Here is a 23,998-nt window from a genome sequence, read left to right as displayed (position 1 = left end):
CCGGCGTCCGACCCCTGCCGGGCGGCGGGTGAAGTCCCGTCCGCCCCCGGCGGCACGCGCCGACACCACCGCCGCACACCGTGTCTGACGTTGCGTCAGCCAGCTGTCATGGCCTGGTGGCCGTCCGCCCGTGCCCCCGCCGTGAGGAGCGCTTCGGTCGCCTCCGTGTGGCCGTTCTTCCGGGTCCATTCGAGGGGGGCTGTGGCCGGTGCCCGCGTCCTCGCGCAGGTCCGGGTCGGCGCCGTGGGCGAGCAGCAGGCGCACCACGTCGGCCCGGCCCCAGGCCGCCGCCGCGCACAGGGGGGTCCCCTCGGCCTCGCCCCGGCTCTCGGTGTCGGGGGCGGCGCCCGCCGTCAGCAGGCGGGCGACGATCTCCGGGGCGCCGCCGAGCGCGGCCGTGTAGAGCGGGGTGGAGCCGTGCGGGTCGGGGGCGTCCGGATCGGCGCCAGCCCGCAGCAGCGCCAGGACCGCGCCGACGTCGTCCGCCCCGGCCGCGATCACCAGCCGCCGCGCCAGCCTCTTCCGTGTCCGCCTGTTCATGGCGGCAGGCTCCCACCCCGGCGCGCGGATCCGCCAACGGATAAAGGGAGGTGACGAGCGCGGGCGGCCGGCGTTGACAGCTCTGGTTAATGGCGTTAGCTTTTAGCTAATGAAGTTAGCCGAACTTATCCGGGAGTGGCCATGACCGAGTACCTCGCCGTCGACGGCGGCACGATCGCGTACGAGGTGACGGGCGCGGGCCCGCTGATCGTCCTCGCGCACGGCATGGGCGACAGCCGGGACGCGTACCGCGCCGTGATCCCGCGCCTGGTCGCCGCCGGACACCGGGTCGCCGCCGTCGACCTGCGCGGCTGCGGCGAGTCCAGCGTCGACTGGCCGGAGTGGACCCGCACCGCGATCGCCGGTGACCTGCTCGCCGTGATCCGGCACCTCGGCGGCCCGGCCGTCCTCGTCGGTCACTCGATCTCCGGCGGCGCCGCCACCATCGCCGCCGCGCTGGAACCCTCGCTGATCACCGGCGTCGTCGAGCTGGCCCCCTTCACCCGCAAGCAGGCGGTCCGCCTCGGCGACCTGCGCGTCAAGCGGTACCGGCGGGGCATGCTGCGGCTGCTCGGCGCGGGCGCCCTCGGCAGCCTCCCGCAGTGGCGCTCCTACCTCGACCTGGCCTACCCCGGCGTCAAGCCGCCCGACTGGGCCGAGCGGATCGCCCGCGTCGAGGCCCTGATGAGCGAGCCGGGCCGGATGAAGGCCCTCCAGAGCATGGGCCGCAACGCCCCGACCGACGCGGGCGCCCAACTGGGCAACGTCCGCTGCCCCGTCCTGGTCGTCATGGGCACCCTCGACCCGGACTGGGCCGACCCGCGGGCCGAGGGCGCCGCGATCGTCGAGGCGCTGCCGTCCGGCCTCGGCCGCCTGGAGACGATCGAGGGCGCCGGACACTATCCGCACGACCAGTTCCCCGACCAAGTGGCCGCGCTCACGCTCGACTTCGTCCGCTCGGACGCCGCCCGTGCCTAGGGCGGGCCTCGACCCGGCGGCCGTCGTCGCGGCCGGTGCCGCCCTCGCCGACGAGGTCGGCGTCGCCCAGCTGACGATGGGCTCGCTGGCCGAGCGGCTCGGCGTGCGCACCCCGTCCCTGTACAAGCACGTCGGCGGGCAGGAGGACCTCACCCGGCGCATCGCCGTCCTGGCGCTGGGCGAGGCCGCCGACGCCGTCGGCCGGGCCGTCCAGGGGTACGCGGGCCGTGACGCCCTGGGCGCCGCCGCCCGCGCCTTCCGCGACTTCGTCCTTGCCCACCCCGGCCGGTACGCGGCGACCGTCGGCATGGAGTCGACCGGCCCGGACGATCCACTGGCCGCCGCCGGGGAGCGGCTGCTCGGCGCCTTCATGGCCGTCCTGCGCGGCTACGACCTGCCCGACTCCGAGACGGTCCACGCCCTGCGGATGCTGCGCAGCCTCTTCCACGGCTTCGCCACCCTCCAGTCGGCGAGCGGCTTCCGGTGGAGCGCCGACATCGACGAGAGCTTCGCGTGGCTGGTCGCCTTCGCCGACCGCGGCCTGCGGGCCGCGTCCCGGGCGGCGGACGGACCGCCCCCGCCCGGTCAGCCGTAGACGGCGACCAGCCGCCCGATGACCTCGCCGCGTTCCAGGCGCCCGACGCCGTCGGCGATGTCCTCGAAGCCGATCGGGGTGACGCGGGAGACGACCGTGCCCGCGGCGACCAGGTCCAGGACGGCCCGGCAGTCCTCGGCGGTGCCCGCCTGGGAGCCGATCAGGGAGACCTGGTTGAGGGTGAGGGTCTGGAGGTTGATCGTGCCCTCGCTCACACCGAGCCCCACCTGCACCACCCGCCCGTCGCGCCGCACCGTCTCCACCGCGGCGGCGGTCGTGGTGCCGAACCCGGCGAAGTCCACGATCACGTCGAGGTCCCGGTCGGCGAACGCGCCGATCTCCGTCGCCACGCCGGCCGCGCCCAGCTCGCGGGCGAAGGCGTGCACCTTCTCGTTCTTCTCCGCGACGTACACCTCCGCGCCGACCGCCAGCGCCACCTGCGCGCCCAGCGACCCGAGCCCGCCGAGCCCGATCACGCCGACCTTCGTGCCCGCGCCCACCCCGCCCTGCACGATCATCGCGTGGTACGAGGTGAGCCCCGCGTCCGTCGCCGCGGCGGCCTGGTCCCAGGCGATGCCCTCCGGCAGCGGGATCACCAGCCCCTCCCGCACCGCGACCCGCGGCTGGAAACCGCCGTCCGACGAGGTGCCGGGACCCTCGATGGCCGCCGGGACGGCCACCCGGTCGCCGACCGCGAAGCGGGTGACGCCCGGTCCGGCGGCCGCGACGACGCCCGCGATCTCGTGCCTTAGGGTGATCGGGCGGAACGGGAGGAGCGAGGTCAGGGTGCCGTCCAGGAAACCGACGTCACTGTGGCAGAGCCCCGCGGCCCGCACCTCGATGACGATCTCGCCCGGCCCCGCGCCGGGTTCCGGTACCTCGCGCCTGGTCAGCGGCTTCCCGACCTCGGTGAACTGCCATGCCTGCATCGCGTCTCCGTCTCTCTGCGCGCGCCGTGCGCTCCGCGGGGCGCGGACGGACCCCGCCCGCCGGCGCCGCGCGCCACCGTGTCCGGCGGACACTGGTGACCTGCTGGGGCGAGCCGTCCGACCGGGCGCCCCGCTGAATAATGGTACTCGGTCCCGAAAATATTCGGCCAAGGAGGAACGGTCCGCATGAGCGCAGCAGGACGGGGTCGCGGACGGCCGCCGGTGTCGTCGCGCGAGGAGGTCGAGGCGGTCGCCCTCGACCTGTTCCTCGCCCGCGGGTACGCCCGCACGAGCCTCGCGGAGGTCACCGGCGCGGCCGGGGTCAGCAAGACGACGTTCTTCCGCTACTTCCCGTCGAAGTCGGGCATCATCTGGTCCGCCTTCGACGACCACACGGGACGGCTGCGCCGTCTGCTGGCGGAGGCGGGGGAGGACCGGCCGGTCATGAGGGCGGTCAGGGAGTGCGTGGTGGAGGCGCTGCGCGCGTCCGTGGACGACCGCGGGCTCTGGATGAAGCGTTTCGTCATCCTGGACGAGTCGCCCGAACTGCGCGCGGAGGAGTCGGCGCAGTGGATCAGCTGGGCGGGCGCGGTCGCCGAGTACGTGGCGGCCCGGCTCGGCGAGGACGGCGGCGGCCTGCGCCCCGCGAGCGTCGGCGGTGCCGTCCAGGCGGCCTTCCTCGCCGTCCTGCGGAGCTGGAAGACCTCCGCGGACCCGGCGCCCGTGCTGCTCGGTGACCTGGAACGCGAGCTGGTGCCGCTCTGCGACGTCCTCCAGGGGTGGATCGACCAGGGATGAGCGGACGGCGCCCGGCGGCGGGGGAACGGCGGACGGCCGGACGGTCCGCGAGGGACCGCCCGGCCGTCCGATCAGGCCCGGTGGTGGATCAGACCAGGTCGAACCGGTCCAGGTCCATGACCTTCGTCCACGCCGCGGCGAAGTCCTTCACGAACTTCTCCTTGGCGTCGTCGCTCGCGTAGACCTCGGCGAGCGCGCGCAGCTCGGAGTTCGAGCCGAAGACCAGGTCGGCACGGGTGCCGGTCCAGGTCACCGCGCCGGAGGCGTCGCGCGCCTCGAACTCGTCCTGCGCCTCGGACGTGGACTTCCACGTGGTGCCCAGGTCGAGCAGGTTGACGAAGAAGTCGTTCGTCAGCGTGCCCGGACGGTCCGTGAGGACACCGTGCTTCGACTGGCCGCTGTTGGCGCCGAGGACGCGCAGGCCGCCGACCAGGACGGTCAGCTCGGGAGCGGTCAGGGTGAGCAGGTTCGCCTTGTCGAGCAGCAGGTACTCGGCGGGCAGGCGGTTGCCCTTGCCGGTGTAGTTGCGGAAACCGTCGGAGGAGGGCTCCATCGCGGCGAACGACTCGGTGTCCGTCTGCTCCTGCGAGGCGTCGACGCGGCCGGGGGTGAAGGCCACCTCGACCTCGACGCCGCCGTCCTTCGCGGCCTTCTCGACGGCCGCGGTGCCCGCGAGCACGATCAGGTCGGCCAGCGAGACCTGCTTGCCACCGGCCGCGTTGAAGGCCGACTGGACACCCTCCAGGGTGCGCAGCACGTGGGCCAGCTCCTCGGGGTCGTTGACCTCCCAGGTGCGCTGCGGCTCCAGGCGGACGCGGGCGCCGTTGGCACCACCGCGCATGTCGCTGCCGCGGAAGGAGGACGCGGACGCCCAGGCGGTCGACACGAGCTGGGAGACCGTGAGGTCGGTGGCGAGGACCCGCTCCTTGAGGGAGGCGACGTCCGCGGCGTCGATCGGCTCGCCCGCGGGCTGCGGCAGCGGGTCCTGCCACAGCAGCTCCTCGGACGGCACCTCCGGGCCGAGGTAGCGCACGACCGGGCCCATGTCACGGTGCGTGAGCTTGTACCAGGCACGCGCGAAGGCGTCCGCGAACTCCTCCGGGTTCTCGAAGAAGCGGCGCGAGATCGGCTCGTAGATCGGGTCGAAGCGCAGCGAGAGGTCGGTGGTGAGCATCGTCGGAAGCTGCTTCTTCGACGCGTCGTGGGCGAGCGGGATGGTCGCCTCGGCGTCCTTGGCGACCCACTGGTTGGCGCCGGCCGGGGACTGGGTCAGCTCCCACTCGTAGCCGAAGAGGTTCGCGAAGAACTCGTTGCCCCACTGGGTCGGCGTGCTCGTCCAGGTGACCTCCAGGCCACTGGTGATCGCGTCGCCGCCCTTGCCGGTGCCGAAGGTGCTCCTCCAGCCCAGGCCCTGCTCCTCGATCGACGCGCCCTCGGGGTCGGCGCCGACGTGGTCCGCCGGGCCCGCGCCGTGGGTCTTGCCGAAGGTGTGGCCACCGGCGATGAGGGCGACGGTCTCCTCGTCGTTCATCGCCATCCGGCGGAACGTCTCGCGGATGTCGCGGGCCGCCGCGATCGGGTCCGGGTTGCCGTTGGGGCCCTCGGGGTTGACGTAGATGAGGCCCATCTGGACCGCGCCGAGCGGGCTCTCCAGCTCACGGTCGCCCGTGTAGCGCTCGTCGCCGAGCCAGGTGCTCTCGGGACCCCAGTAGACGTCCTCCTCGGACTCCCAGACGTCCTCGCGGCCACCGGCGAAGCCGAAGGTCTTGAAGCCCATGGTCTCCAGGGCGACGTTGCCGGTCAGGATCATCAGGTCGGCCCAGGAGATGCTCTGGCCGTACTTCTTCTTGACCGGCCACAGCAGACGGCGGGCCTTGTCCAGGTTGCCGTTGTCGGGCCAGCTGTTCAGCGGCGCGAAGCGCTGCTGACCCGCGCCCGCGCCACCGCGGCCGTCGCTGACGCGGTAGGTGCCCGCGCTGTGCCAGGCCATCCGGACCATCAGCGGCCCGTAGTTGCCGAAGTCGGCCGGCCACCAGTCCTGCGACGTGGTCAGGACCTCGGCGATGTCCCGTTTGACGGCGGGCAGGTCGAGGGCGCCGAACGCTTTCGCGTAGTCGAACTCCTCACCCAGCGGGTTGGCCACGGCGGGGTTCTTGGCAAGGATCTTCAGGTTCAGACGGTCCGGCCACCACTGGCGGTTTCCGCCGCCCTGGGTCGGGTGAGGCGCGCGCTCGTGGGCGACGGGGCACTTCGCCTCTGCGGCGTCGTGGTTCTCAGACATAAGAATCCTTCCGGACTGGGCAGATCTGTGATGCTCAGGTGGTGCGGCCGGTGGAACAGCCGGGGCACAGGCCCCAGTAGGTGACCTCGGCCTCGTCGATCGAGAAGCCGTGGTCGTCGGAGGCGGTCAGGCACGGGGCCTCGCCGACCTCGCAGTCGACGTCGGCGACGACACCGCACGACCGGCACACGACGTGGTGGTGGTTGTCGCCGACGCGACCCTCGAACCGGGCCGGGTGACCGGCCGGTTCGATACGGCGTATGAGTCCCGCCGCCGTGAGGGCGTGCAGCGCCTCGTACACGGCTTGGACGGAGATGTGGCCCACCCGGTCGCGCACCCCGGAGGCGAGGGCGTCGACCCCGAGGTGGTCTCCCGCCCGGACGGTCTCGAGCAGCGCGACGCGGGCTGCCGTCACCCGCAGGCCGGCACCGCGCAGCTCCTCTGCGGTGGTCGGAGTCTGGGGAGCGGTCATGGCGGCCAACCTACCCGCAGAAACACGAAGAGTTCAAGAAAACGAATCTGCCAAGATTCAGCAGGTATTTATGCGGTGTTATATCCCGATTCAAGGCACCTGATAAGGGCGCCGGCCCCGGAAAAACCGAACGGCCGACAGGGCGCGGACGGGATCCGCTGCCCTGTCGGCCGTCGGCCGAGAAGTGGTGCCGGAGTTACCGGCGGGACGCGCGACGACGGGCCAGCAGCACCGTACCGGCGCCCAGCCCGACCACCGCGGCCGCCGCGCCCGCGAGCGGCAGCGCGCTCCCCGCGCCGGTGCTCGCCAGGTCGCCGGTGGCGTCCGTGGAGAGGGTGGAGCCGCCCGTGGCCGCGGCGGAACCGCCGGTCGCGGAGCCCGACCCGCCCGTCGCGGAGCCGGAACCGGAGCCGCCGGAGGTGCCGGTGCCCGAGGTGGCCCCGGCCGACGGGGTCGCGGAACCGCCGGTGCCCGAGCCCGTACCGCCCGAGCCCGGACCCGTGCCGGTCACGTCGACGGTGATGGCGGCCTTGTCGTTGGAGGTCACCTTGTCGAACGGCCGGGCCGGGCCCGCGAGCGCCACGCTTCCCTCGGCGCCCGCCACCTTCTTGTCGATCCGCACCTTGAAGGCGTACGTCTCGCCGCCCTTCTCGTCGACCCACGACTGCGCGGTGCCGCACGAGTAACGGCGCGCCGACACCTTGTCGCAGTAGCCGTTGCCCTTGGTGACCGTGGTGCCCTCGGGCAGGTCGACCAGCACCTCGGTGACGGACCGGCCGAGGGGCCGCAGCACCCAGCCGGGGCCCGCGTTGGTGAACGTGGCCTTCAGGTCGACGACATCACCGACCGCGCCCGTCAACCGCCCGCCGGTGACCTGGAAGTCGGCGGTGTTCTCCGCCTTCACCTCCAGCTCGGCGACGTCGTAGTCGCCCCGGCCGCCGGAGGTCGCCGGGGTGGCGTCCGGCTTCTCGACGAGCGCGACGGCGGGGTCGGTGCCGCGCACCGGCTCGGCGCCGCTGTCGCCCGGATCCGACGGCTCGGTCGCCACGACCACCCGCAGCCGGTCCCACAGCGCGTTCTCCCCGGCCTTCAGGGTCCAGGTCCGCGCGGGCGCGTAGACCGTCCCGGGCTCGATCCTCTGGTCGAACTCGCAGACCACCCGCTCCAGTTCGGGCGCCTCGTCGTAGGACGGGATCTCGTAGCGCAGGCAGTTGGACGGCACCTCGGTGCGGCTCAGACCGCGCGTCACCTCGTAGGACAGGTACACCGTGTCCAGCGCCTCGGAGCCCGCGTTGGTGAAGGTGGCGGGCACCTCGAAGGTGGAGCCCGGCCGCACCCCCTCGAACGGCCCGAGGTCGCCGAGCACGAGACCGGGAGGGGAGTCGCCGTCGGCGGCGGCGGGGGCCGCCGCGCCCAGGGCCATCAGCGCGGCGGCGCCTACGGCGGCGGCGGTCCTGCGGAACGCGCGGTGACCGGCAGGGGTGTTGGGCATGTGGGGGTCCTCGGTGACTCATCGGCGACAGACGGGCGAACGCAGGGAGAACGAAGCTCCCACACGTCAGACGGCGGCGTCCGCCGAAGGGTTGTACCCGAGGCGGGCCCGATCGGTCCCCACCACGGCGCGCACGCCGGACAGTTCACCCGATCCTGTCCCATGTGCGGACAGTCCACGGCCCGGAAACGTGGCCGTGATAGAAGCGATCATGACCAACTCCCGCTCGCACCACGCCGAATCCGGTGTCCGATGACCGCCGGCGTCGACACCCCCGACAGCCGCGGACGCACCGGTCTCGACCGCACCGGCCTCGACCTCACGGGCAATCCGCGCGTCAAGGTCAGGGACGTGACCCTGCTCTCCAGCCACTGGTACGTGGAACGCACCACCACCTACGACCTCCAGCGCTCCGACGGCACCTGGAGCACCCAGCAGCGCGAGACGCACGACCGCGGCAACGGCGCCACGATGCTGCTCTACTCCACCGACCGCGGAACCGTCCTGCTCACCCGGCAGTTCCGCTACCCCGTCTACGTCAACGGCCACCCCGACGGCATGCTCGTCGAGACGCCCGGCGGACTCCTCGACGACGAGCACGAACACCCCGAACTCGCCGTCCGCCGCGAGGTGGTGGAGGAGACCGGGCACACCATCGGCGAGGTCCGGCACGTCTTCGACGTCTACATGAGCCCGGGTTCGGTCACCGAACGGGTCAGCTTCTACGCGGCGGAGTACGGCGCCGCCACCCGCACCCACGAGGGCGGCGGGCTCGACGAGGAGGGCGAGGACATCGAGATCGTCGAACTGCCCTTCCGCCGCGCCCTGGAGATGATCCGCACCGGCGAGATCGCCGACGCCAAGACCATCATGCTGCTCCAATGGGCGGCCCTGGAGGGCCCGTTCGCCGCCACCGGGCGCTGAGGGCGGCCGGGGGAACGCGCGACGGTCCCGGCCGGGGAACCCGGGCCGGGACCGTCGCGCGGTTCCGGGTCAGAGCACGCAGCCCACATGGGCCAGGGCCTGCTTGAGCAGCACCCCGTGGCCGCCCGGCATCTCGCTCTCCACGGCGGGCGACAGCGCCTCGCGCGGGCTGAACCACACCAGGTCGAGGGCGTCCTGCCGGGGCCGGCAGTCACCGGTCACCGGGACCACGTAGGCCAGCGACACCGCGTGCTGACGCGGGTCGTGGTACGGGGTGACCCCCTGGGTCGGGAAGTACTCGGCGACCGTGAAGGGTTGCAGCGCGGCCGGGATGCGGGGCAGCGCCACCGGGCCGAGGTCCTTCTCCAGATGGCGCAGCAGCGCGTCCCGGACCCGCTCGTGGTGCAGCACCCGCCCCGAGACCAGGGTGCGGCTGACCGTGCCGTCCGGTCCGATCCGCAGCAGCAGGCCGACGCTGGTGACTTCGCCACTGTCGTCGACACGTACGGGCACGGCCTCGACGTACAGGATGGGCATGCGGGCGCGTGCCATCTCCAGTTCGTCGGAGCTGAGCCAGCCGGGCGTCGTTTCGGTCATGTCAGACATTGCTTGATCATACTTTCAGGAGGGGCCGGGGAGGCGGTGGACCCCGCGGGCGGCGACGGCCACCGCGCGGGTCACGGTTTCACGGCCACCGCGCCGTACTGGGGTACGACGGCGGGGGAGTCGGCGTCCGGACGCCACCGGGAGCAGGACACCAGGCCCGGCTCCAGGATCCGCAGGCCGTCGAGGAACGAGGCGATGTCCGGGCCGCTGCGGGCGGTGATCGGGGGCGTGGCGTTCTCGTTCCAGAACGCCATGGCGGGGATCTGGCCCTCGCCGCCGACCTCGGCGTCGAAGGTGGGATGGGTGAGGACCAGGTAGCTCCCCGAGGGCATCACGTCCATGATCCGCCGGGCCACCTCGCGGGCCTCCCCGGCGTCCAGGACGAAGTTCAGGATGCCCAGCATCATCACGGCGATCGGCTGCCCGAAGTCCAGCGTGCGGCCCGCCTGTTCGAGGATGGCCTCGGGGTCGCGGACGTCGGCGTCGATGTAGTCGGTGGCGCCCTGCTCGGACCCGGTCAGCAGGGTCCGCGCGTGCACCAGGACGATCGGGTCGTTGTCGACGTACACGATCCGCGCGTCCGGGGCGACCCGCTGGGCTATCTCGTGGGTGTTCTCCGCCGTCGGCAGTCCGGTGCCGATGTCGAGGAACTGGCGCACCCCGTGCTCCTCGGCGAGGAAGCGCACCGCCCGGCCGAGGAACCAGCGGTCCGCGCGGGCGATGTCCCTGATCACCGGGAACATCTGGGCGACGTGCTCGCCGACCCGCTGGTCGACCTCGTAGTTGTCCTTGCCGCCGATCCAGTAGTTCCAGACGCGCGCGTTGTGCGCCACACCGGTGTTCAGCCGCGCCGACCCGCTGGACGGCGTGTGGCTCTCGCTCACTGCTCTGCTCCTTCTCGCACGGCCTGGGCCCTTCGCCGCCATTGTGCATCCCGGTGATCAGGGTGTCCCGGGAATCGGCCGATCAGGTGTGCGGAGCGCGGTATCAGTCGAACTGACCCGGGTTCGGCGCGGGCGTCTTCCCCGCCAGGACGTCCTTGAGGCGCTGGGTGCCCTGCTCGACGGCGTCCGTCACCGCGTCCGGCCGGCCGCCGCCGAGCCCGCCCGCCGTCACGGTGATCGCGTCGTCGCCCACGCGCACGACCGCGACGTCCAGGGTCAGCGTGGTCGGGGAGCCGCCCATGGCGCCCTGGACGGTCACCCGCAGCCCCTGCCGGGCGTCGCCCTCGTTCGGCACCGACTGCTCGGTCACCCGCACCGCGCGCTTGCCGCCCTTGCCGGTCGCGGTGAACGACGCGCACTTCGCGGGCAGCGTCCGCAGCGAGGCCAGCGCGGTGTCGAGCTGCTTCGGGGTGTAGGCGGCCACCTGGTACAGCAGCCGGGAGTCGCCGTCCTGGAAGCCGGTCAGGGCGGACGGCCCGGCCGTCCTGCCGAGCAGCGCGTCGCCGTACAGGGAGTCCATCAGCTTCTGGCAGTCGGCCGCGTCCGTCTTCGCGGTGAGGAAGTCCGCCACGTCGACCTTGCCGACGAGCAGCGTCTCGCGCCACCGCCCGGCGCTCTTGACCTGCGTCCAGTCGTCCTCGATGTCGCCCTCGGTGATCAGCGCGGTCCGCGCGCCCGCCCTGGTCAGCCGTCCCGGCGGCGAGGTCATCGGGGAGGCGGTCGGCGAGGGCGAGGCGGAGTCGGCGGCGAGGGGGGTCGCCGCGGCCGCGGCGGTGCCGGAGGACCGGGAGCCGCCGTCCGAGCAGGCCGCGGTGGTCAGCAGCGCGCCCGCGGCCACGGCGGTCGCGAGCACACGGGCGGGACGGGACGGGCGACGGGCCATCGCGGGTGCCTCCTCGGGACGTCGGCGTGTCCCCAGCGCACCACCGGGCGCGGGGCGCCACCAGCGCACGGAGCCGTCCGGGTGAGGCGGCGGGAGGGGATCACCGGGCGTCCGGGCCGTCGTCCGGGCTGCGGTCCGGGCGCGGGTGCTCACCGTGCTGACCGTGGGGGAGGCGAGGCAGGTGAGGGCGGTGGTGAGCGGCGCGCGGGAGGTGTCCCTCAGCCCGCTGGTCCCCGGGCTCCGCACGGTTCTCCTCCGCGTGCTCGGCCCGTGCCTCCCGCCGGGCCCGTTCCGGCTCCAGGACCGTGACCCGGCGTCCGCCGCACCGCGGGCAGACCGCGTCGGTCAGCGGGGAGCGCACGGCACGGCCCGCCTCGTCGACGTACTCCTGGGTGGTGCCGCCGGTGGGGGAGAGCGGGTCGGTGAAGAACAGCAGCCGGAACGCGGCCTCCCAGTGGTGTCCGCAGCTCCCGCAGGTGAACGCGAAGGTCTCCGGCACCTCGTGGGGCTGCTCCGTCATGGGACCGTCCTCCTGCTGGCGCGCGCCGACCGTGCCCCCAGCGCACAACGCCGTCCGCGGCACGGCAACTCGAACGCCCCGCCCGGCATGCCCGCCGCCGCCCGCGCCGCGACACTGGCCAGCAGACGACCCGAAGGAGTGCCCCATGCTGCCCGGATTCTTCACCAGGGCGGTCCGGTCGCTGCTCGCCCGCGAGGGCCGCTCCCTGCACCTCAAGGCGGCGGGCGCGACGACCGCCGCCCTGGTGGTGGTGCTGTTCCTGGGCGCCTGGGCGGTCGTCGCCGTCGAGCACGGCGCCCCGCGCGCCAACCTGGAGACCTACCCGCAGGGCCTGTGGTGGTCGATCGAGACGGCGACGACGGTCGGGTACGGCGACTTCTACCCCGTCACCCTCGGGGGGCGGCTGATCGGGGCGGTCGTGATGATCGTCGGGATCACCACGTACGGCATGGTCACCGCGGCCCTCGCCACCTGGTTCGTCGGGCGCGAGCAGCGGCGGCGGCACCGGATCGCCGACGGGGCACGGGAGTTGGGGGAGGAGACGGCCCGCGCGCTGCACGAGCGGTTCGACCGCCTGGAACGCATGGTGGCGGGGAGGGGCGAGCGGGAGTGACCACCGCGTCCCCTCCCCGCCACCGGTCGCCCGCGTCCGGCGGGCCGGGCGGGTCAGCCCTCGTTCGGGAAGTCCTCGGCCGCGAACATCCAGCGCTGCTTCTCCAGTTCGGCGGTGAGCGAGATCAGCAGGTCCTGGGAGACCGGGTCCGGCCGGTCGGTCGCGGCGATCCGCGCGCGCAGCCGTCCGACGGCGGCCTCCAGCGTCTCCACCATCAGCCGCACCACGTCGCCGTCGCGCAGCCAGCCCTCCTTCGGGCTCGGGAGCGTGAACGCGGCGGCGATCGTCTCGGGGCGCCCGTCCGGGCTCACCCCGAGCGCGGCGGCGCGCTCGGCGACGGTGTCGGCGTAGGCGCGGGCGGTGTCCACCACCTCGTCCAACTGCAGGTGGACGGAGCGGAACCGCGGGCCGACGATGTTCCAGTGGGCCTGCTTGGCGATGAGTGAGAGCCCGAGCAGGTCCACGAGGGTGCCCTGGAGCGCCTCTCCGGTGATGTCGCGGTCCGGGTCGGGCAGCGTGCTCTTCACCACGGTCATATGGGTGTCTCTCCTTCGGTGACAGCGGCCCGGCGGCGACCGGGAGCCCGCCTCGGGGGCTTTCGGTGGCCGGGGCCTTCGGTGACGTGGGCTCCTGCGAGCGCGGGTGCCCGGCCCCGATCGGCGCAAACACCGTCCGCGCACGCCGGACCGGCGGGGATCTTCCCAGCGGGACCCGGAGGGAGCTATAGTCCAAAACTAGCGGTGCTAATTAATTCGAGGATGTCTCCCACGCCGCGCAGGAGCGTCGATCGAAGCGTGGGGACACGGTCGGTCAGGAGTCCTGTCGTGCGTCCCGTCCACTTCGCGGCAGCCCGCCGCACCCCCATCGGCAAGCTCCGCGGCTCCCTGTCCGGCGTGCGCCCGGACGACCTCGCGGCCACCGTGATCCGCGGCCTCGTCGCCGACCTCCCCGGCCTCGACCCGGCCCGCGTCGACGACGTCTACTGGGGCGCCGCCAACCAGGCGGGCGAGGACAACCGCAACGTGGCCCGGATGGCCGCCCTCCTCGCGGGCCTGCCCGAGACCGTGCCCGGCGCCACCGTCAACCGGCTGTGCGCCTCCGGTCTCGAAGCCGTCACCCTCGCCGCCCGCACCGTCGCCGCGGGCGAGGCCGACATCGTCCTCGCGGGCGGCTCCGAGTCGATGAGCCGCGCCCCCTTCGTGCTGCCCCGCCCCGACGAGGCGCTCCCGCACCGGATGGAGACCGCCGACACCCGCCTCGGCTGGCGGCTGGTCAACCCCGCGATGAAGGACCTGCACGGCCTGCTCCCCATGGGCGAGACCGCCGAGGAGGTCGCCGCACGGTACGGCATCGGCCGCGAACGCCAGGACGAGTTCGCGCTGCGCAGCCACCGACGGGCCGCCGAGGCCCGCAAGAACGGCCACTTCGACGACGAACTCCTGCCCGTGGAACGCCCCGACGGCGTGCTGGTCGACACCGACGAGTGCGTCCGCGAGGACACCTCGTACGAGAGGCTCGCCCGCCTGAAGCCGGTCTTCCGTACCGGCGGCACGGTCACCGCGGGCAACGCCTCCCCGATGAACGACGGCGCCGCCGGACTCGTCCTGGTCAGCGAAGAGGCCCTGAACGAACTGGGGTTGGAGTCGCTCGGCCGGTACGTGGCCGGTGCCTCGGCGGGCGTCCACCCGGACGTGATGGGCATCGGCCCGGTCCCCGCGACCCGCAAGGCGCTGGCCCGGGTGGGCTGGAACGTCGAGGACCTCCAGGAGGCCGAGTTCAACGAGGCGTTCGCCGCCCAGGCCCTCGCCTGCGTGGACCAGCTCGGCGTCGACCCCGAGCTGGTCAACCCGAGCGGCGGCGCGATCGCGCTGGGCCACCCGCTGGGCTGTTCCGGCGCCCGCATCCTCACCACCCTGCTGCACCGCATGCGCCGCACGGGCGCCGAACGCGGCCTCGCCACGATGTGCGTCGGCGTCGGCCAGGGCAGCGCGGTGCTGGTGGAACGTCACTAGGCGCTGTCGTCTGGATCGTGCGGGCGGTCGTCGGCGGAGGAACGGCGCCGCCGACCGTGATCAGGGCGGGGGGTCCGGCGGACGCCTCACCGCACGCTCGCGGCCAGTGCGCGCAGACTCGCGGCGGTCGGGCTGCCCGGCGCGGCCGTCAGGAGCAGGATCTGCTGGTCGCGGTCGGGCACGTCGAGGACGTCGTAGGTGAGGGTGAGCCGACCCGCCGACGGGTGCAGCACCGTCTTGACCCCGCTGCGGCCGCCCGGCCGGGCCGGGCGCGTCCACAGCGTCCGGAACGCCGCGCTGCCCTCGCGCAGGTCCGTCACCAGTCGCCGGGTCCGCTCGTCGTGCGGGAAGCGGTCGGCCGTGCGGCGCAGCGCGGCGACGGCCTGCTGCGCGAACGCGCTCTCGTCCTGGCCCGACAGGTGGCGGACCGCCGGGTCCGGGTGCAGGAAGTAGCGGCGCAGCAGGTTGTGTTCACGGGGTGCGGGCCCGAAGAAGCTCGCCAGCGCCGCTCGGGCCAGCGGGTTCCAGGCCAGCACGTCGCACCGGGCGTCACGGACCAGCGCCACGGTCGACGGCATCCGCGCGATGAGCTGACGGACGTGCTCGGGGACATCGGTGGGCGGCCCGCCGGGCAGCCGCTCCACCCCGTCCGCCAGCGCGAGAAGGTGCTCGTGCTCGGCGTCGTCGAGACGGAGGGCCCGGGAGACCGACCGCAGCACGTGCCGCGACGGCGCCGACCCGCGCGCCTGCTCCAGCCGGGTGTAGTGATCGGTCGAGACGTGCGCCAGGACGGCCACCTCCTCGCGCCGCAGCCCGGGGGTCCGCCGCGGCCCCGCCTCGGGAAGACCGACGTCGGCGGGGCGCAGAGCCTCACGACGCTGTCGCAGGAAGAGACCCAGCGCCTTGCGATTCATCCCGCAACAGTAGCCCCGGGCATCCGGCGCTCCCGGCGCCCGGCAGGGACAACCTGTCCCTGCCAGGGGCTCCGGGCACGTCCGATGGTGGGTGCGTGACCACCCCACCGGTGGCGCGGACCCCTCCAGACCCCTCGGACCCCAAGGAGAACACCGGCATGTCCCAGCAGCAGCGCGAAGCGGTCGACCGCATGCTCCGCGACCTTCCGCCCACCCCCGACGACCTGCCGATGGCCGAACGCCGGGCCGGGTACGACGCCTTCATGGCCCGGACCGTGCCGAGCGGGGTGACGGTCGGTCCCACGGTGCTCGGCGGGCGGCCCGCCCTGTCGATCGTCCCGGACGACGTCCCGGCCGGACCGGCGGTGATCCTCTACCTGCACGGCGGCGCGTTCGTCATGGGATCCCCGGACGGCTACGCCGGGTTCACCGCGCAACTGGCACGCCGAGCCGGAGCGCGGACGGTCTCCCTGGACTACCGGCTCGCGCCCGAGCACCCCTTTCCCGCCGCGGTCGACGACTGCCTCGCCGCCTACCGGGAACTCCTCGACCGGCGCGTCCCCGCCGAGCGGATCGTCGTCGCCGGTGACTCGGCCGGCGGCAACCTCGCCCTGGTCACGCTGCTCGGCGCGCGCGAGGCGGGCCTGCCGCTGCCCGCCGCGGCGGCGGTCCTCTCCCCGCTCACCGACTTCACCGGCGGCGGCGCGTCGGTGCGCACGAAGGCAGACGCCGATCCGGTCTTCGACGCCGATTTCCTGGTCCCGGTGCGCGCCGCGTACCTCGGCGACCACGATCCGCGGGCGCCGTTCGCCAGCCCGTACTTCGCGCGCCTCGACGGCCTGCCGCCGCTGCTGATCCAGGTCGGCTCGAACGAGGTGATGCTCGACGACGCGGTCCGGTTCGCGGGCCGTGCGGGCGCGGCGGCTGTCGACGTGACGTTGGAGATCGTCGGCCAGGTCCCGCACGTCTTCCCGATGCACTACGAGGTCATGGAGGAGGCCGACGCGGGGCTGACCCGGGCGGCGCGGTTCCTGAGCCGACACCTCGGGCGCTGACATCCCGCCTGCCGTCCGCCGGGCTGTGGTCAGCTGGCGAGACGCCGCTTACGCGTCCGGTTGTATGGACATAGCATCGGTCTCCGCATGAACACGATGACCCTCTGGCACCTCACCGGCTGGCAGTTCGCGGCGCTCGCGGGCGCCGCGCTCCTCGTCGGTTTCTCCAAGACCGCGGTGAGCGGCGCCAACACGGTGAGCCTCGCCGTCTTCGCGGCGATCCTGCCCGCCCGCGCCTCCACCGGCGTGCTGCTGCCGATCCTGATCGCCGGTGACCTCCTCGCCGTCGTCACCTACCGGCGCCACGCCCACTGGCCCACCCTGTGGCGGCTGTTCCCGGCCGTCGCCGTCGGCGTCCTGGTCGGGACGGTGTTCCTCGTCCTGGCCGACGACGCCGTCGTACGCACCTCGATCGGCGCGATCCTGCTGCTGATGGCCGGGGTCACGGTGTGGCGCCGCCGCCGGGCCGCCGCGGAGGACGAGCCCGGCGCCGTCACCACCCGCTCCGGCCGCCTCAAGGCCCGTTCCTACGGTGTCCTCGGCGGATTCACCACCATGGTCGCCAACGCGGGCGGCCCGGTGATGTCCCTGTACCTGCTCTCCGCGGGCTTCCGGAAGCTCGGCTTCCTCGGCACCTCGGCGTTCTTCTTCCTGATCGTCAACGTCAGCAAGGTCCCGTTCAGCGCGGGCCTCGGCCTCATCGACGGCTCCTCCCTGCTTCTCGATGCCGCGCTCGTGCTGTTCGTCGTACCCGGCGCGTTCCTGGGCAAGTGGGCCGTGGACCGCATCGACCAGCGGCTGTTCGAACAGCTCGTGATCGCGGCGACCGTGGTGGGCGGCCTGCAACTCCTGCTGCGCTGACCGCCCGCCTCCGGCCGCGTCAGGGCGCGATGCCGACGCCGTCGACCCGGCTCCAGGCGCGCTCGCGGGCCGCCGTCATGGCGGGCCAGTGCAGACCGCCCGGCCGGGGCCGCACCCGCGCGGCGAACGGCGCCGGCCGGTACCCCGGGTCGTAGAAGCAGCCGGTGCCGTACTCCCGGTCGAAGACCGGGCACGAGGACGCCACCGACCGGGCCGTCGGCCGGTGCCCGGTGCGCACCCAATCGTCCAGCGCGGCCAGCGAGTTCGCGTACTCGGCGTCGCTGAGCGCGCTGTGCTCGGCCTCCGTGGTGAACGTCTGCACCAGCAGCCGCTCCCGGCCCGCGCCGCGCAGCGTGTCCCGGTAGGCGGACTCGAACTCCACCAGCGCCGTCGGATCGTCCACCGCGTGCATCGTCAGGACCGGCACCGTCACCGCGCCGGTCAGATCACTGTCGTACGACAGGTCGCGCACGGCCGTCGGATCGGCTTTGAACCGCTCCACCCCCGCGTTCAGCGCCCGGTCGTCGTGCGAGCCGGTGTAGCGCACGCCCCGGTTCGAGAACGGGTTACGGTCGCCGAGCCGGGTGTGCACGATGTCCCGGAAGGTGAACGTCGCGTACGCCAGGTGCGACTCCAGGGCACGCTCGGGCAGCCGGGTCACGGCGAGGATGTCGTCGAGGTTGCGCTGCTGCGCCGAGGTCCGCTCGGCGGGCGGCGAGGCGTAACCGGTGCACTCCTGGAGCCGGGCCCGCAGCCCCGCGCGCGTCATCGTCGAACCGGCCCGCAGCCCCTGCCAGAGCGGGTACGGGGTCTCGGTCGGCCGGGGATGGTTGTGACAGTAGTACTGGTAGACGACGCGCAGGTCGACGCGCGCGTCGTAGCCCCGGGAGGCGCCCGCCACCAACCCGCTGGTCAGCAGCACCCCGTCGTAGGGCCGGTCGGCACGTCCGCCGCGCACGTCCGCGCGCCCGCCGTACGTCTCCGCGACCTTCGCCGCGACGTTCCCGCCCCAGGACTGCCCGTGCAGATACGTCCGCCGGGGCGTCCCGAACTCCGCCAGGAACAGGCGCCGCAGGTTCTCGGTGTCCTCGGCGGCCATCCGGGTGCCGAACCCGCCCCGCCGGTACGACGAACCGGCCCACGCGTACCCCTCGTCCACCATCACCGACCACCGCGCCAGGTCGTCCGCGCTGCGCGCCGGGTCCGAGCCCTCGCCCAGGTCGGGCCCGCCGTGCGCGTGCACGACGAGGGACCCGTTCCAGTCGTCGGGGACGGCGATGGTGTACGCGGCGCCGTGCGCGCCCACCCCGCTGTAGCAGGTGGCCTTCGCCGCCAGCCGATCCGGACAGGCGGTGGGCCCGGGGCCGCTCGCGTGCGCGGGCGGGGCGCCGGTCAGCAGGGCGGCGACCGTGGCGGCCAGGGCGACCGGCAGCGCGGCACGGCGCCGTCGGCCCTTCGGGTGCGTGGGCGAGCGGTCCAAGAGCTGCTCCTCGTCCTCGGCGGCGCGCCGTCGCGCCGTCCGGCCGCGATGGTAAGGAGCGGCGGGCAGCGACGACCATGGCCCGGACGTTGTGTTCATAGTGTTCCCCCAGGTGGGGCCCCGTCCGCCCGCCCGCGCCCGGAGCCTGGCCCACCTCGTAGGCTCGTCCCATGCCCGCGCACGTCCTGATCCTCGGCGGCACCACCGAGGCCCGTGAACTCGCCGCCGTCCTCGCGGCGCGCGGCGGTGTGCGCGTCACGTCCTCGCTGGCCGGGCGGGTGACCCGGCCGGGCGCGCTCGCCGGGGAGGTGCGCGTCGGCGGGTTCGGCGGCGCCGAGGGGCTGGCCGCCTGGCTGCGCGACCACCGGGTGGACGCCCTCGTCGACGCCACCCACCCCTTCGCCGGGACGATCACGGCCAACGCGGCGCGGGCCGCCCGGGAGACCGGTGTGCCCGCGCTGGTGCTGCGCCGCCCCGGCTGGACCCCCGGGCCGGGCGACCGGTGGCATCCGGTGCCGTCCCTGTCCGCCGCCGCCGACGCCCTCCCCGCGCTCGGCCGCCGGGTGCTGCTCACCACCGGACGCCTCGGTCTCGCCGCGTTCGCGCACCTCACCGGCCTGGAGTTCGTCGCGCGCTCGGTGGAACCCCCGGCGCCGCCGCTGCCCCCGCACACCGAAGTCCTGCTGGCCAGGGGCCCGTTCACGGTGGACGACGAGACGGACCTGCTGCGCGACCGCCGCGTCGACGTCCTGGTGACCAAGGACAGCGGGGGAGCGGCGACGGCCCCCAAACTCACGGCGGCCCGCAGGCTCGCGCTCCCCGTCGTCCTGGTGACGCGCCCCGCGCCCCCACCGGGAGCGCGAATCGCCCCGGACGTCCCGAGCGCCCTCGACCTGCTCGGACTGGGCAGCGACTGAACCGCCCCGCCCGGCATGTGCCCCGCATCCAGCCGCACGCCAACCGGGGCGGGGCTCGCAACCCGGGTGTCTCAACTGGTCGGTGCGCAAGGGGCCGTGACGCGCCGTAGGCCGACGTGCGGCGGCCTTCACCCGGGTGCCTCGACCGGCCGACCCGCAGCGGACCCTGGCGCACCGAGCCGCACGTCAGGGAGGAATGCCGCGACCGGGCGCGCCTCGACTCACCGTGCCGCGAAGGGCCGTGGCTCACCCCGCCGCGAGTTCCGCCGTGCGCTGCGGCAGCCCTGTCGACAGGTCCTCGATCATCAGGCGCTTGGCGATCGCGTCCACCGCCGCGCGCAACTCCGTCCCGCTGGGGCGCCCGATGTCCTCCTGGACCCGGTCCTTCAGCCAGTCGCCCCAGGCCCGGGTGAGGACGGCGGCCTCGCGGGCGCCCGCCGCGGTCTGCGAGAGCAGCGATCCGCTGCGGGTCAGGTACCCCTCCTGGACCATCCGGTCGAAGACCGGGAACAGCACCTCGGGCGGCAGATGCCGGCGCGCGGCGATCAGACCGAGGCTGGCGTGCCCGACCAGGCGGGTGTGCAGCTCCACCTGCATCACGGCCCACGCCCCGGCGACGTCCAGCCGGGTGTCGGACTCCACCATGATCCGGCGCGCGGTCTCCAGGTCCGTCCGGCCGATGATCTTGCCGACGGAGGCTTCGAGAAGCCGCTGCGAGTTCGCGCCGTGCGGCGAGGCGAACCCCTCGCCCATGTCGGTCGACCCCATCCGCGCGCTGTCCCGCAGCGGCACCTGTTTGAGGAACAGGGCGACCACGAACCCCACCGCCGCCACCGGGACCGTCCACAGGAACACCGTCTGGATCGTCTCCGCGTAGGCGTGCACGATCGGCGCCCGGGTCGCGGCGGGGAGCCGGTGCAGGCCCTCGGGGCTGCTCGCCGCCTTGGCGATCACGGCCGGTGGCAGGGCGCCGGTCCGCGCGGCGGCGGCGACGCCGTCCCGCAGGTGCGGCGCCAGCGAGTTGGCGTAGATCGTGCCGAAGACGGCCGTGCCGAACGAACTGCCCAGCGTCCGGAAGAAGGTGACGCCCGAGGTCGCGGTGCCGAGGTCGGCGTAGTCGACCGTGTTCTGCACGGCGATCGTCAGCACCTGCATGGACAGGCCGATCCCGGTGCCGAGCACGAACATGTACAGCGACTCCAGCCACACCCCGCTGGACGGCCCCATCAGGGACATCAGATACAGCCCGGCGCCCATGACCAGCGACCCGGCGATCGGGAACCACCGGTACCTGCCGGTCCTGCTGACCACCGTGCCGCTGAACACCGACGCGATCAGCAGCCCGATCACCATCGGCAGCGTCCGCACCCCGGAGACGGTGGCCGAGTCGCCGTCGACGTACTGGAGGTAGGTCGGCAGGTACGTCATCGCGCCGAGCATCGCGAAGCCCACGACGAAGCTGAGGACCGAGCAGACCCCGAAGACCGGGTTGGCGAACAGCCGCATGGGCAGCATCGGTTCGCGTGCCCGGGTCTCCGCCCGGCAGAACAGCGCGAGCGCCACCGCGCCGCCCGCGAAGAGACCGATGATGACGCCCGAGCCCCACGCGTACTCGTTGCCGCCCAGACTCGTCGCGAGGATCAGCGCGCTCGCGCCGATCGCCACCAGCGCGATGCCCAGGTAGTCGATGACCGGCCGGGACGCCGACTTCACCACCGGGATGGTGCGGGCGGCGGCCAGCACGACGACGATCGCGATCGGCACGTTCACGTAGAACGCCCAGCGCCAGGTCAGATGGTCGGTGAACAGCCCGCCCAGCAGCGGTCCGATGACCGTCGCCACGCCGAACACGGCGCCGATCGCGCCCTGGTACTTGCCGCGTTCGCGCAGCGGGATCACGTCGGCGATCAGCGCCATCGCCGTCACCATCAGGCCGCCCGCGCCGACGCCCTGCATGCCACGCCAGGCGATCAGGTACGACATGTCGGTGGCCAGACCGCACAGGAACGAGCCCGTGATGAAGACGATCGCGGAGACCTGGAAGACCACCTTGCGGCCGAACAGGTCGCCGAACTTGCCGACCAGGACCGTCGCCACCGTCTCCGCGAGCAGGTACGAGGTGACCACCCAGGACATGTGCTCGGCGCCGCCGAGGTCCGACACGATCGTCGGCAGCGCCGTCCCGACGATCGTCTGGTCGAGGGCGGCGAGCAGCATGCCGAGCATGATCGTCACGAAGATGATGTTGCGGCGCCGTGCGTCCAGCACGGGTGGGTGCGAGGCGGCGGGCGGCGCGGTCTCCTCGGTCACAGTCACCTGGTCACGATCACACCGCCGCCCCCGACCCGCATGCGGGCCCGGTCCGCTCGGGTGGCGGGCCCGGTCAGCTCCGCCCGGGGTCGCGGCGCAGGAGATAGGTGTCCATGATCCAGCCCTTGCGCTCCCGGGCCTCGGCCCGTATCCGCTCGATCCGCGGACCGGCCTCGGCCAGCGGCCCCGAGACCAGGATCTCGTCCGGCGTGCCGATGTAGGCGCCCCAGTAGATGTCGATGTCCTGGTCCGCGTACCGCCGGAACGCCTGGTGGGCGTCGAGCATCACCACCACGTCGTCGACCCCCTCCGGCAGGCCCTCGGCGAGCCGCCGCCCGGTGGTGATCTGCACCGGGCCCGCCACCCGGTTCAGCCCGGTGCGGTGCCGGGCGACGAGCGCCGAGACGCTGCTGATGCCCGGCACCACGTCGTAGGTGAAGGCCACCTCGCCGCGGGCGAGGATCTCCTCCAGGATGCCGAGCGTGCTGTCGTACAGCGCGGGGTCGCCCCAGACCAGGAAGGCGCCGCTCTCGTCCTCGCCCAACTCCTTGGAGATCAGCCGCTGGTAGATCTCCCCGCGCGCGCTGCGCCAGTCCCCGACGGCCGGGGAGTACGCGGACCCGCCCGCCGCCCGGTCCCGCTCCGGGTCCCGGGCCTCGACGACCCGGTAGGTGCCGGGCTCCACATGCGCGTCGAGCATGTCCCGGCGCAGCCGCACCAGGTCGGCCTTCACCTCGCCCTTGTCGAGGACGAAGAAGACGTCCGTGGCGCGCAGCGCCCGCACCGCCTGGAGGGTCAGTTGCTCGGGGTCGCCCGCGCCGATGCCGATGACATGAATCTTTCGCACGCCCCGAGTCTGCCGCACGGCACTGACAACGCGGCGGCCGAGGCGGCCGAGCCGACCGGGAGGGGGTGCGGGGCGGTCCCGCCGTACGGTGTCCGGCCGGTCATCCCCGCAGCCGGGGCGCCCGCGCCCGCGCGTCGACGACGTCCCCGGTCGCTTCCACCCGGTCGGCCAGGTCCCGCGCCCAGCGGACGACCCCGTCGAGATCGAGCCCGTGCGGGCGGGGCTCCCCGGACTCGCGCGCCCACTCCTCGACGCCCCCGGCACCGCGCCGCAGCAGCCTGACCCCGCCGGTGAGGTTCCCGCGGGCGGCGTGGGTGAGTCCGACGGCGGTCTGGGCGAGCGCCCGCCACAGCCCCCGCTCCCGCGCGGGCCCCGACTTCCAGGCGTCCTCGAACACCTCGTGGGCGTGGAAGGGTTTTCCGGCGTCCAGCAGCTCCTGCGCCTCGGCGACGGTCGCGGCGGGAGTCCGCACGATCCCCTCGGGCTGCCGGGCGACCCCGGCGGTGCCGTACGGCAACGGCCGCCCGAGCCCGTCCCGCGGCCGAGCGTTCCGGGCCCGCCCGTCAAGATCCCGATCCCGGAGCCCGAGACCCCGGTCCCGCCGGTCGGGATCGCGGTCCTGTCCGTAAGGGAGGCGGCCTCCTTCGTCGAGGTCCCGCTCCCGGCCGTCGCTTCCGTCCTCCGCAGCGCTCATACCGCCGATTGTGCCGCGCCGGGACCGTCTGCGGAGTGGCCTCCCACGTGGGGTAAAGTACTGTCCGCACGATCACGCGGTGACCCCGCGTGGGAGGCACCGGGACGTGGCGCAGCTTGGTAGCGCACTTGACTGGGGGTCAAGGGGTCGCAGGTTCAAATCCTGTCGTCCCGACTGGAGACAGTCGTTGTTCGAGGGCCGGTATCGGAGACATCCGAAACCGGCCCTTGATCATTCTTGGGGACCAGTTGGGGACCATGCTGCCTTGACCGGTGTCAGCGGGTGAGGACGGTCGTCGCGGGCAGGGTCCGTGGGGCGCGCAGCACGCTGAGG

Annotated in this window: 24 protein-coding genes and 1 tRNA gene; 10 read left to right on the top strand and 15 right to left on the bottom strand. The window is 73.6% G+C overall.

Annotated features, from left to right (window positions below):
• Positions 1-540, bottom strand: a 540-nt coding sequence (locus GA0115242_RS31085; RefSeq protein ID WP_346014029.1) for an ankyrin repeat domain-containing protein, incomplete at its 3' end; no start/stop codon positions are given.
• 141 nt (positions 541-681) lie between these two features.
• Between GA0115242_RS31085 and GA0115242_RS31080 the strand changes: the two genes are divergently transcribed.
• Together GA0115242_RS31080 and GA0115242_RS31075 are read left to right on the top strand one after the other, a co-directional pair.
• A complete protein-coding gene (locus tag GA0115242_RS31080) occupies positions 682-1,518 on the top strand; it encodes an alpha/beta fold hydrolase (RefSeq protein ID WP_093834393.1) in 837 nt (278 codons plus the stop codon).
• A 76-nt stretch (positions 1,519-1,594) separates the two neighbouring features.
• On the top strand, positions 1,595-2,113 hold the full coding sequence (locus GA0115242_RS31075) for a TetR-like C-terminal domain-containing protein (RefSeq protein WP_093834397.1): 519 nt from the start codon (positions 1,595-1,597) through the stop codon (positions 2,111-2,113).
• Here the strand turns inward: GA0115242_RS31075 and GA0115242_RS31070 are convergent.
• Entirely contained in the window at positions 2,104-3,042 is a 939-nt protein-coding gene (locus GA0115242_RS31070; protein WP_093834391.1) for a zinc-binding dehydrogenase, read from the bottom strand. The two genes, GA0115242_RS31075 and GA0115242_RS31070, sit on opposite strands and share 10 nt — an antisense overlap.
• A gap of 186 nt (positions 3,043-3,228) precedes the next feature.
• Between GA0115242_RS31070 and GA0115242_RS31065 the strand changes: the two genes are divergently transcribed.
• The gene (locus GA0115242_RS31065) at positions 3,229-3,840 is read left to right on the top strand and encodes an acyl-CoA-like ligand-binding transcription factor (RefSeq protein ID WP_093834389.1); all 612 of its coding nucleotides are present in this window, start codon (positions 3,229-3,231) and stop codon (positions 3,838-3,840) included.
• An 88-nt stretch (positions 3,841-3,928) separates the two neighbouring features.
• On the opposite strand, the gene katG is transcribed toward GA0115242_RS31065, so the two are convergent.
• The 3 genes from katG to GA0115242_RS31050 form a co-directional block, all read right to left on the bottom strand.
• On the bottom strand, positions 3,929-6,121 hold the full coding sequence (katG, locus tag GA0115242_RS31060; protein ID WP_093834387.1) for a catalase/peroxidase HPI: 2,193 nt from the start codon (positions 6,119-6,121) through the stop codon (positions 3,929-3,931).
• 34 nt (positions 6,122-6,155) lie between these two features.
• The gene (locus GA0115242_RS31055) at positions 6,156-6,593 is read right to left on the bottom strand and encodes a Fur family transcriptional regulator (RefSeq protein ID WP_093834385.1); all 438 of its coding nucleotides are present in this window, start codon (positions 6,591-6,593) and stop codon (positions 6,156-6,158) included.
• Between the two features lie 196 nt (positions 6,594-6,789).
• Positions 6,790-8,085, bottom strand: coding sequence for a hypothetical protein (locus GA0115242_RS31050; RefSeq protein WP_093834383.1), 1,296 nt, complete (start codon positions 8,083-8,085; stop codon positions 6,790-6,792).
• 252 nt (positions 8,086-8,337) lie between these two features.
• Between GA0115242_RS31050 and GA0115242_RS31045 the strand changes: the two genes are divergently transcribed.
• Positions 8,338-9,009: an NUDIX domain-containing protein gene (locus tag GA0115242_RS31045; protein ID WP_093834381.1), complete on the top strand. Its 672-nt coding sequence runs from the start codon at positions 8,338-8,340 to the stop codon at positions 9,007-9,009.
• A 69-nt stretch (positions 9,010-9,078) separates the two neighbouring features.
• Here the strand turns inward: GA0115242_RS31045 and GA0115242_RS31040 are convergent, their stop codons facing one another.
• The 4 genes from GA0115242_RS31040 to GA0115242_RS31025 form a co-directional block, all read right to left on the bottom strand.
• Positions 9,079-9,606 carry an NUDIX hydrolase family protein gene (locus tag GA0115242_RS31040; protein WP_161353376.1) on the bottom strand — a complete coding sequence of 176 codons (528 nt, stop codon included), beginning with the start codon at positions 9,604-9,606 and terminating at the stop codon, positions 9,079-9,081.
• 80 nt (positions 9,607-9,686) lie between these two features.
• Positions 9,687-10,499 carry an SAM-dependent methyltransferase gene (locus GA0115242_RS31035; RefSeq protein WP_093834377.1) on the bottom strand — a complete coding sequence of 271 codons (813 nt, stop codon included), beginning with the start codon at positions 10,497-10,499 and terminating at the stop codon, positions 9,687-9,689.
• A 103-nt stretch (positions 10,500-10,602) separates the two neighbouring features.
• On the bottom strand, positions 10,603-11,442 hold the full coding sequence (locus tag GA0115242_RS31030; RefSeq protein ID WP_093834375.1) for a hypothetical protein: 840 nt from the start codon (positions 11,440-11,442) through the stop codon (positions 10,603-10,605).
• A gap of 100 nt (positions 11,443-11,542) precedes the next feature.
• The gene (locus GA0115242_RS31025; RefSeq protein ID WP_202556031.1) at positions 11,543-11,962 is read right to left on the bottom strand and encodes a hypothetical protein; all 420 of its coding nucleotides are present in this window, start codon (positions 11,960-11,962) and stop codon (positions 11,543-11,545) included.
• Between the two features lie 145 nt (positions 11,963-12,107).
• On the opposite strand from GA0115242_RS31025, the gene GA0115242_RS31020 reads away from it, so the two are divergent.
• Positions 12,108-12,575: a potassium channel family protein gene (locus GA0115242_RS31020; RefSeq protein ID WP_093834373.1), complete on the top strand. Its 468-nt coding sequence runs from the start codon at positions 12,108-12,110 to the stop codon at positions 12,573-12,575.
• A 53-nt stretch (positions 12,576-12,628) separates the two neighbouring features.
• On the opposite strand, the gene GA0115242_RS31015 is transcribed toward GA0115242_RS31020, so the two are convergent.
• Positions 12,629-13,111, bottom strand: coding sequence for a Dps family protein (locus GA0115242_RS31015; protein WP_093834371.1), 483 nt, complete (start codon positions 13,109-13,111; stop codon positions 12,629-12,631).
• A gap of 288 nt (positions 13,112-13,399) precedes the next feature.
• Here GA0115242_RS31015 and GA0115242_RS31010 point away from each other — a divergent pair, with 288 nt between their 5' ends.
• On the top strand, positions 13,400-14,587 hold the full coding sequence (locus tag GA0115242_RS31010; protein ID WP_093834369.1) for a thiolase family protein: 1,188 nt from the start codon (positions 13,400-13,402) through the stop codon (positions 14,585-14,587).
• Between the two features lie 86 nt (positions 14,588-14,673).
• On the opposite strand, the gene GA0115242_RS31005 is transcribed toward GA0115242_RS31010, so the two are convergent.
• The gene (locus GA0115242_RS31005; protein ID WP_093834367.1) at positions 14,674-15,501 is read right to left on the bottom strand and encodes a helix-turn-helix transcriptional regulator; all 828 of its coding nucleotides are present in this window, start codon (positions 15,499-15,501) and stop codon (positions 14,674-14,676) included.
• Between the two features lie 158 nt (positions 15,502-15,659).
• Here GA0115242_RS31005 and GA0115242_RS31000 point away from each other — a divergent pair, with 158 nt between their 5' ends.
• Positions 15,660-16,556 (top strand): alpha/beta hydrolase, encoded by an 897-nt coding sequence (locus GA0115242_RS31000; RefSeq protein ID WP_093834365.1) that lies wholly within the window; start codon positions 15,660-15,662, stop codon positions 16,554-16,556.
• A gap of 87 nt (positions 16,557-16,643) precedes the next feature.
• A complete protein-coding gene (locus GA0115242_RS30995) occupies positions 16,644-17,417 on the top strand; it encodes a sulfite exporter TauE/SafE family protein (protein WP_093834363.1) in 774 nt (257 codons plus the stop codon).
• A gap of 19 nt (positions 17,418-17,436) precedes the next feature.
• Here GA0115242_RS30995 and GA0115242_RS30990 read toward each other — a convergent pair whose 3' ends face one another.
• Positions 17,437-18,897, bottom strand: coding sequence for a hypothetical protein (locus tag GA0115242_RS30990; protein ID WP_093834362.1), 1,461 nt, complete (start codon positions 18,895-18,897; stop codon positions 17,437-17,439).
• 170 nt (positions 18,898-19,067) lie between these two features.
• Here GA0115242_RS30990 and GA0115242_RS30985 point away from each other — a divergent pair, with 170 nt between their 5' ends.
• Positions 19,068-19,814, top strand: coding sequence for a cobalt-precorrin-6A reductase (locus tag GA0115242_RS30985; RefSeq protein ID WP_093834360.1), 747 nt, complete (start codon positions 19,068-19,070; stop codon positions 19,812-19,814).
• A gap of 246 nt (positions 19,815-20,060) precedes the next feature.
• Here GA0115242_RS30985 and GA0115242_RS30980 read toward each other — a convergent pair whose 3' ends face one another.
• The 3 genes from GA0115242_RS30980 to GA0115242_RS30970 all read right to left on the bottom strand — a co-directional run bounded on the left by GA0115242_RS30980 (position 20,061) and on the right by GA0115242_RS30970 (position 23,665).
• Positions 20,061-22,130: an MDR family MFS transporter gene (locus GA0115242_RS30980; protein ID WP_093834358.1), complete on the bottom strand. Its 2,070-nt coding sequence runs from the start codon at positions 22,128-22,130 to the stop codon at positions 20,061-20,063.
• A 67-nt stretch (positions 22,131-22,197) separates the two neighbouring features.
• Positions 22,198-22,971 carry a precorrin-6A synthase (deacetylating) gene (cobF, locus tag GA0115242_RS30975; RefSeq protein WP_093834356.1) on the bottom strand — a complete coding sequence of 258 codons (774 nt, stop codon included), beginning with the start codon at positions 22,969-22,971 and terminating at the stop codon, positions 22,198-22,200.
• Between the two features lie 100 nt (positions 22,972-23,071).
• Entirely contained in the window at positions 23,072-23,665 is a 594-nt protein-coding gene (locus GA0115242_RS30970) for a DUF309 domain-containing protein (protein WP_093834354.1), read from the bottom strand.
• A 100-nt stretch (positions 23,666-23,765) separates the two neighbouring features.
• On the opposite strand from GA0115242_RS30970, the gene GA0115242_RS30965 reads away from it, so the two are divergent.
• A tRNA-Pro gene (locus GA0115242_RS30965) sits at positions 23,766-23,839 on the top strand.
• Positions 23,840-23,998: the final 159 nt, after the last annotated feature.

Origin of the sequence: Streptomyces sp. SolWspMP-5a-2, assembly GCF_900091845.1 — a bacterium.
GTDB classification, from domain to species: Bacteria; Actinomycetota; Actinomycetes; order Streptomycetales; family Streptomycetaceae; genus Streptomyces; species Streptomyces doudnae.
Note: the sequence above shows the minus strand (reverse complement) of the source record. Positions and strands in the feature narration are given on the sequence as shown.

Excerpts from the sequence above, each read along its gene's own strand:
- GA0115242_RS31025 (WP_202556031.1), bottom strand. The coding sequence starts at position 11,962 with ATGACGGAGCAGCCCCACGAGGTGCCGGAGACCTTCGCGTTCACCTGC.
- GA0115242_RS31050 (WP_093834383.1), bottom strand. The coding sequence starts at position 8,085 with ATGCCCAACACCCCTGCCGGTCACCGCGCGTTCCGCAGGACCGCCGCC.
- GA0115242_RS31070 (WP_093834391.1), bottom strand. The coding sequence starts at position 3,042 with ATGCAGGCATGGCAGTTCACCGAGGTCGGGAAGCCGCTGACCAGGCGC.
- GA0115242_RS31040 (WP_161353376.1), bottom strand. The coding sequence starts at position 9,606 with ATGACCGAAACGACGCCCGGCTGGCTCAGCTCCGACGAACTGGAGATG.
- GA0115242_RS31055 (WP_093834385.1), bottom strand. The coding sequence starts at position 6,593 with ATGACCGCTCCCCAGACTCCGACCACCGCAGAGGAGCTGCGCGGTGCC.
- katG (WP_093834387.1), bottom strand. The coding sequence starts at position 6,121 with ATGTCTGAGAACCACGACGCCGCAGAGGCGAAGTGCCCCGTCGCCCAC.
- GA0115242_RS30995 (WP_093834363.1), top strand. The coding sequence starts at position 16,644 with ATGAACACGATGACCCTCTGGCACCTCACCGGCTGGCAGTTCGCGGCG.
- GA0115242_RS31045 (WP_093834381.1), top strand. The coding sequence starts at position 8,338 with ATGACCGCCGGCGTCGACACCCCCGACAGCCGCGGACGCACCGGTCTC.
- GA0115242_RS31020 (WP_093834373.1), top strand. The coding sequence starts at position 12,108 with ATGCTGCCCGGATTCTTCACCAGGGCGGTCCGGTCGCTGCTCGCCCGC.
- GA0115242_RS31075 (WP_093834397.1), top strand. The coding sequence starts at position 1,595 with ATGGGCTCGCTGGCCGAGCGGCTCGGCGTGCGCACCCCGTCCCTGTAC.
- GA0115242_RS30985 (WP_093834360.1), top strand. The coding sequence starts at position 19,068 with ATGCCCGCGCACGTCCTGATCCTCGGCGGCACCACCGAGGCCCGTGAA.
- GA0115242_RS31030 (WP_093834375.1), bottom strand. The coding sequence starts at position 11,442 with ATGGCCCGTCGCCCGTCCCGTCCCGCCCGTGTGCTCGCGACCGCCGTG.
- GA0115242_RS31005 (WP_093834367.1), bottom strand. The coding sequence starts at position 15,501 with ATGAATCGCAAGGCGCTGGGTCTCTTCCTGCGACAGCGTCGTGAGGCT.
- GA0115242_RS30970 (WP_093834354.1), bottom strand. The coding sequence starts at position 23,665 with ATGAGCGCTGCGGAGGACGGAAGCGACGGCCGGGAGCGGGACCTCGAC.
- GA0115242_RS31080 (WP_093834393.1), top strand. The coding sequence starts at position 682 with ATGACCGAGTACCTCGCCGTCGACGGCGGCACGATCGCGTACGAGGTG.
- GA0115242_RS31065 (WP_093834389.1), top strand. The coding sequence starts at position 3,229 with ATGAGCGCAGCAGGACGGGGTCGCGGACGGCCGCCGGTGTCGTCGCGC.
- GA0115242_RS31015 (WP_093834371.1), bottom strand. The coding sequence starts at position 13,111 with ATGACCGTGGTGAAGAGCACGCTGCCCGACCCGGACCGCGACATCACC.
- GA0115242_RS31000 (WP_093834365.1), top strand. The coding sequence starts at position 15,660 with ATGTCCCAGCAGCAGCGCGAAGCGGTCGACCGCATGCTCCGCGACCTT.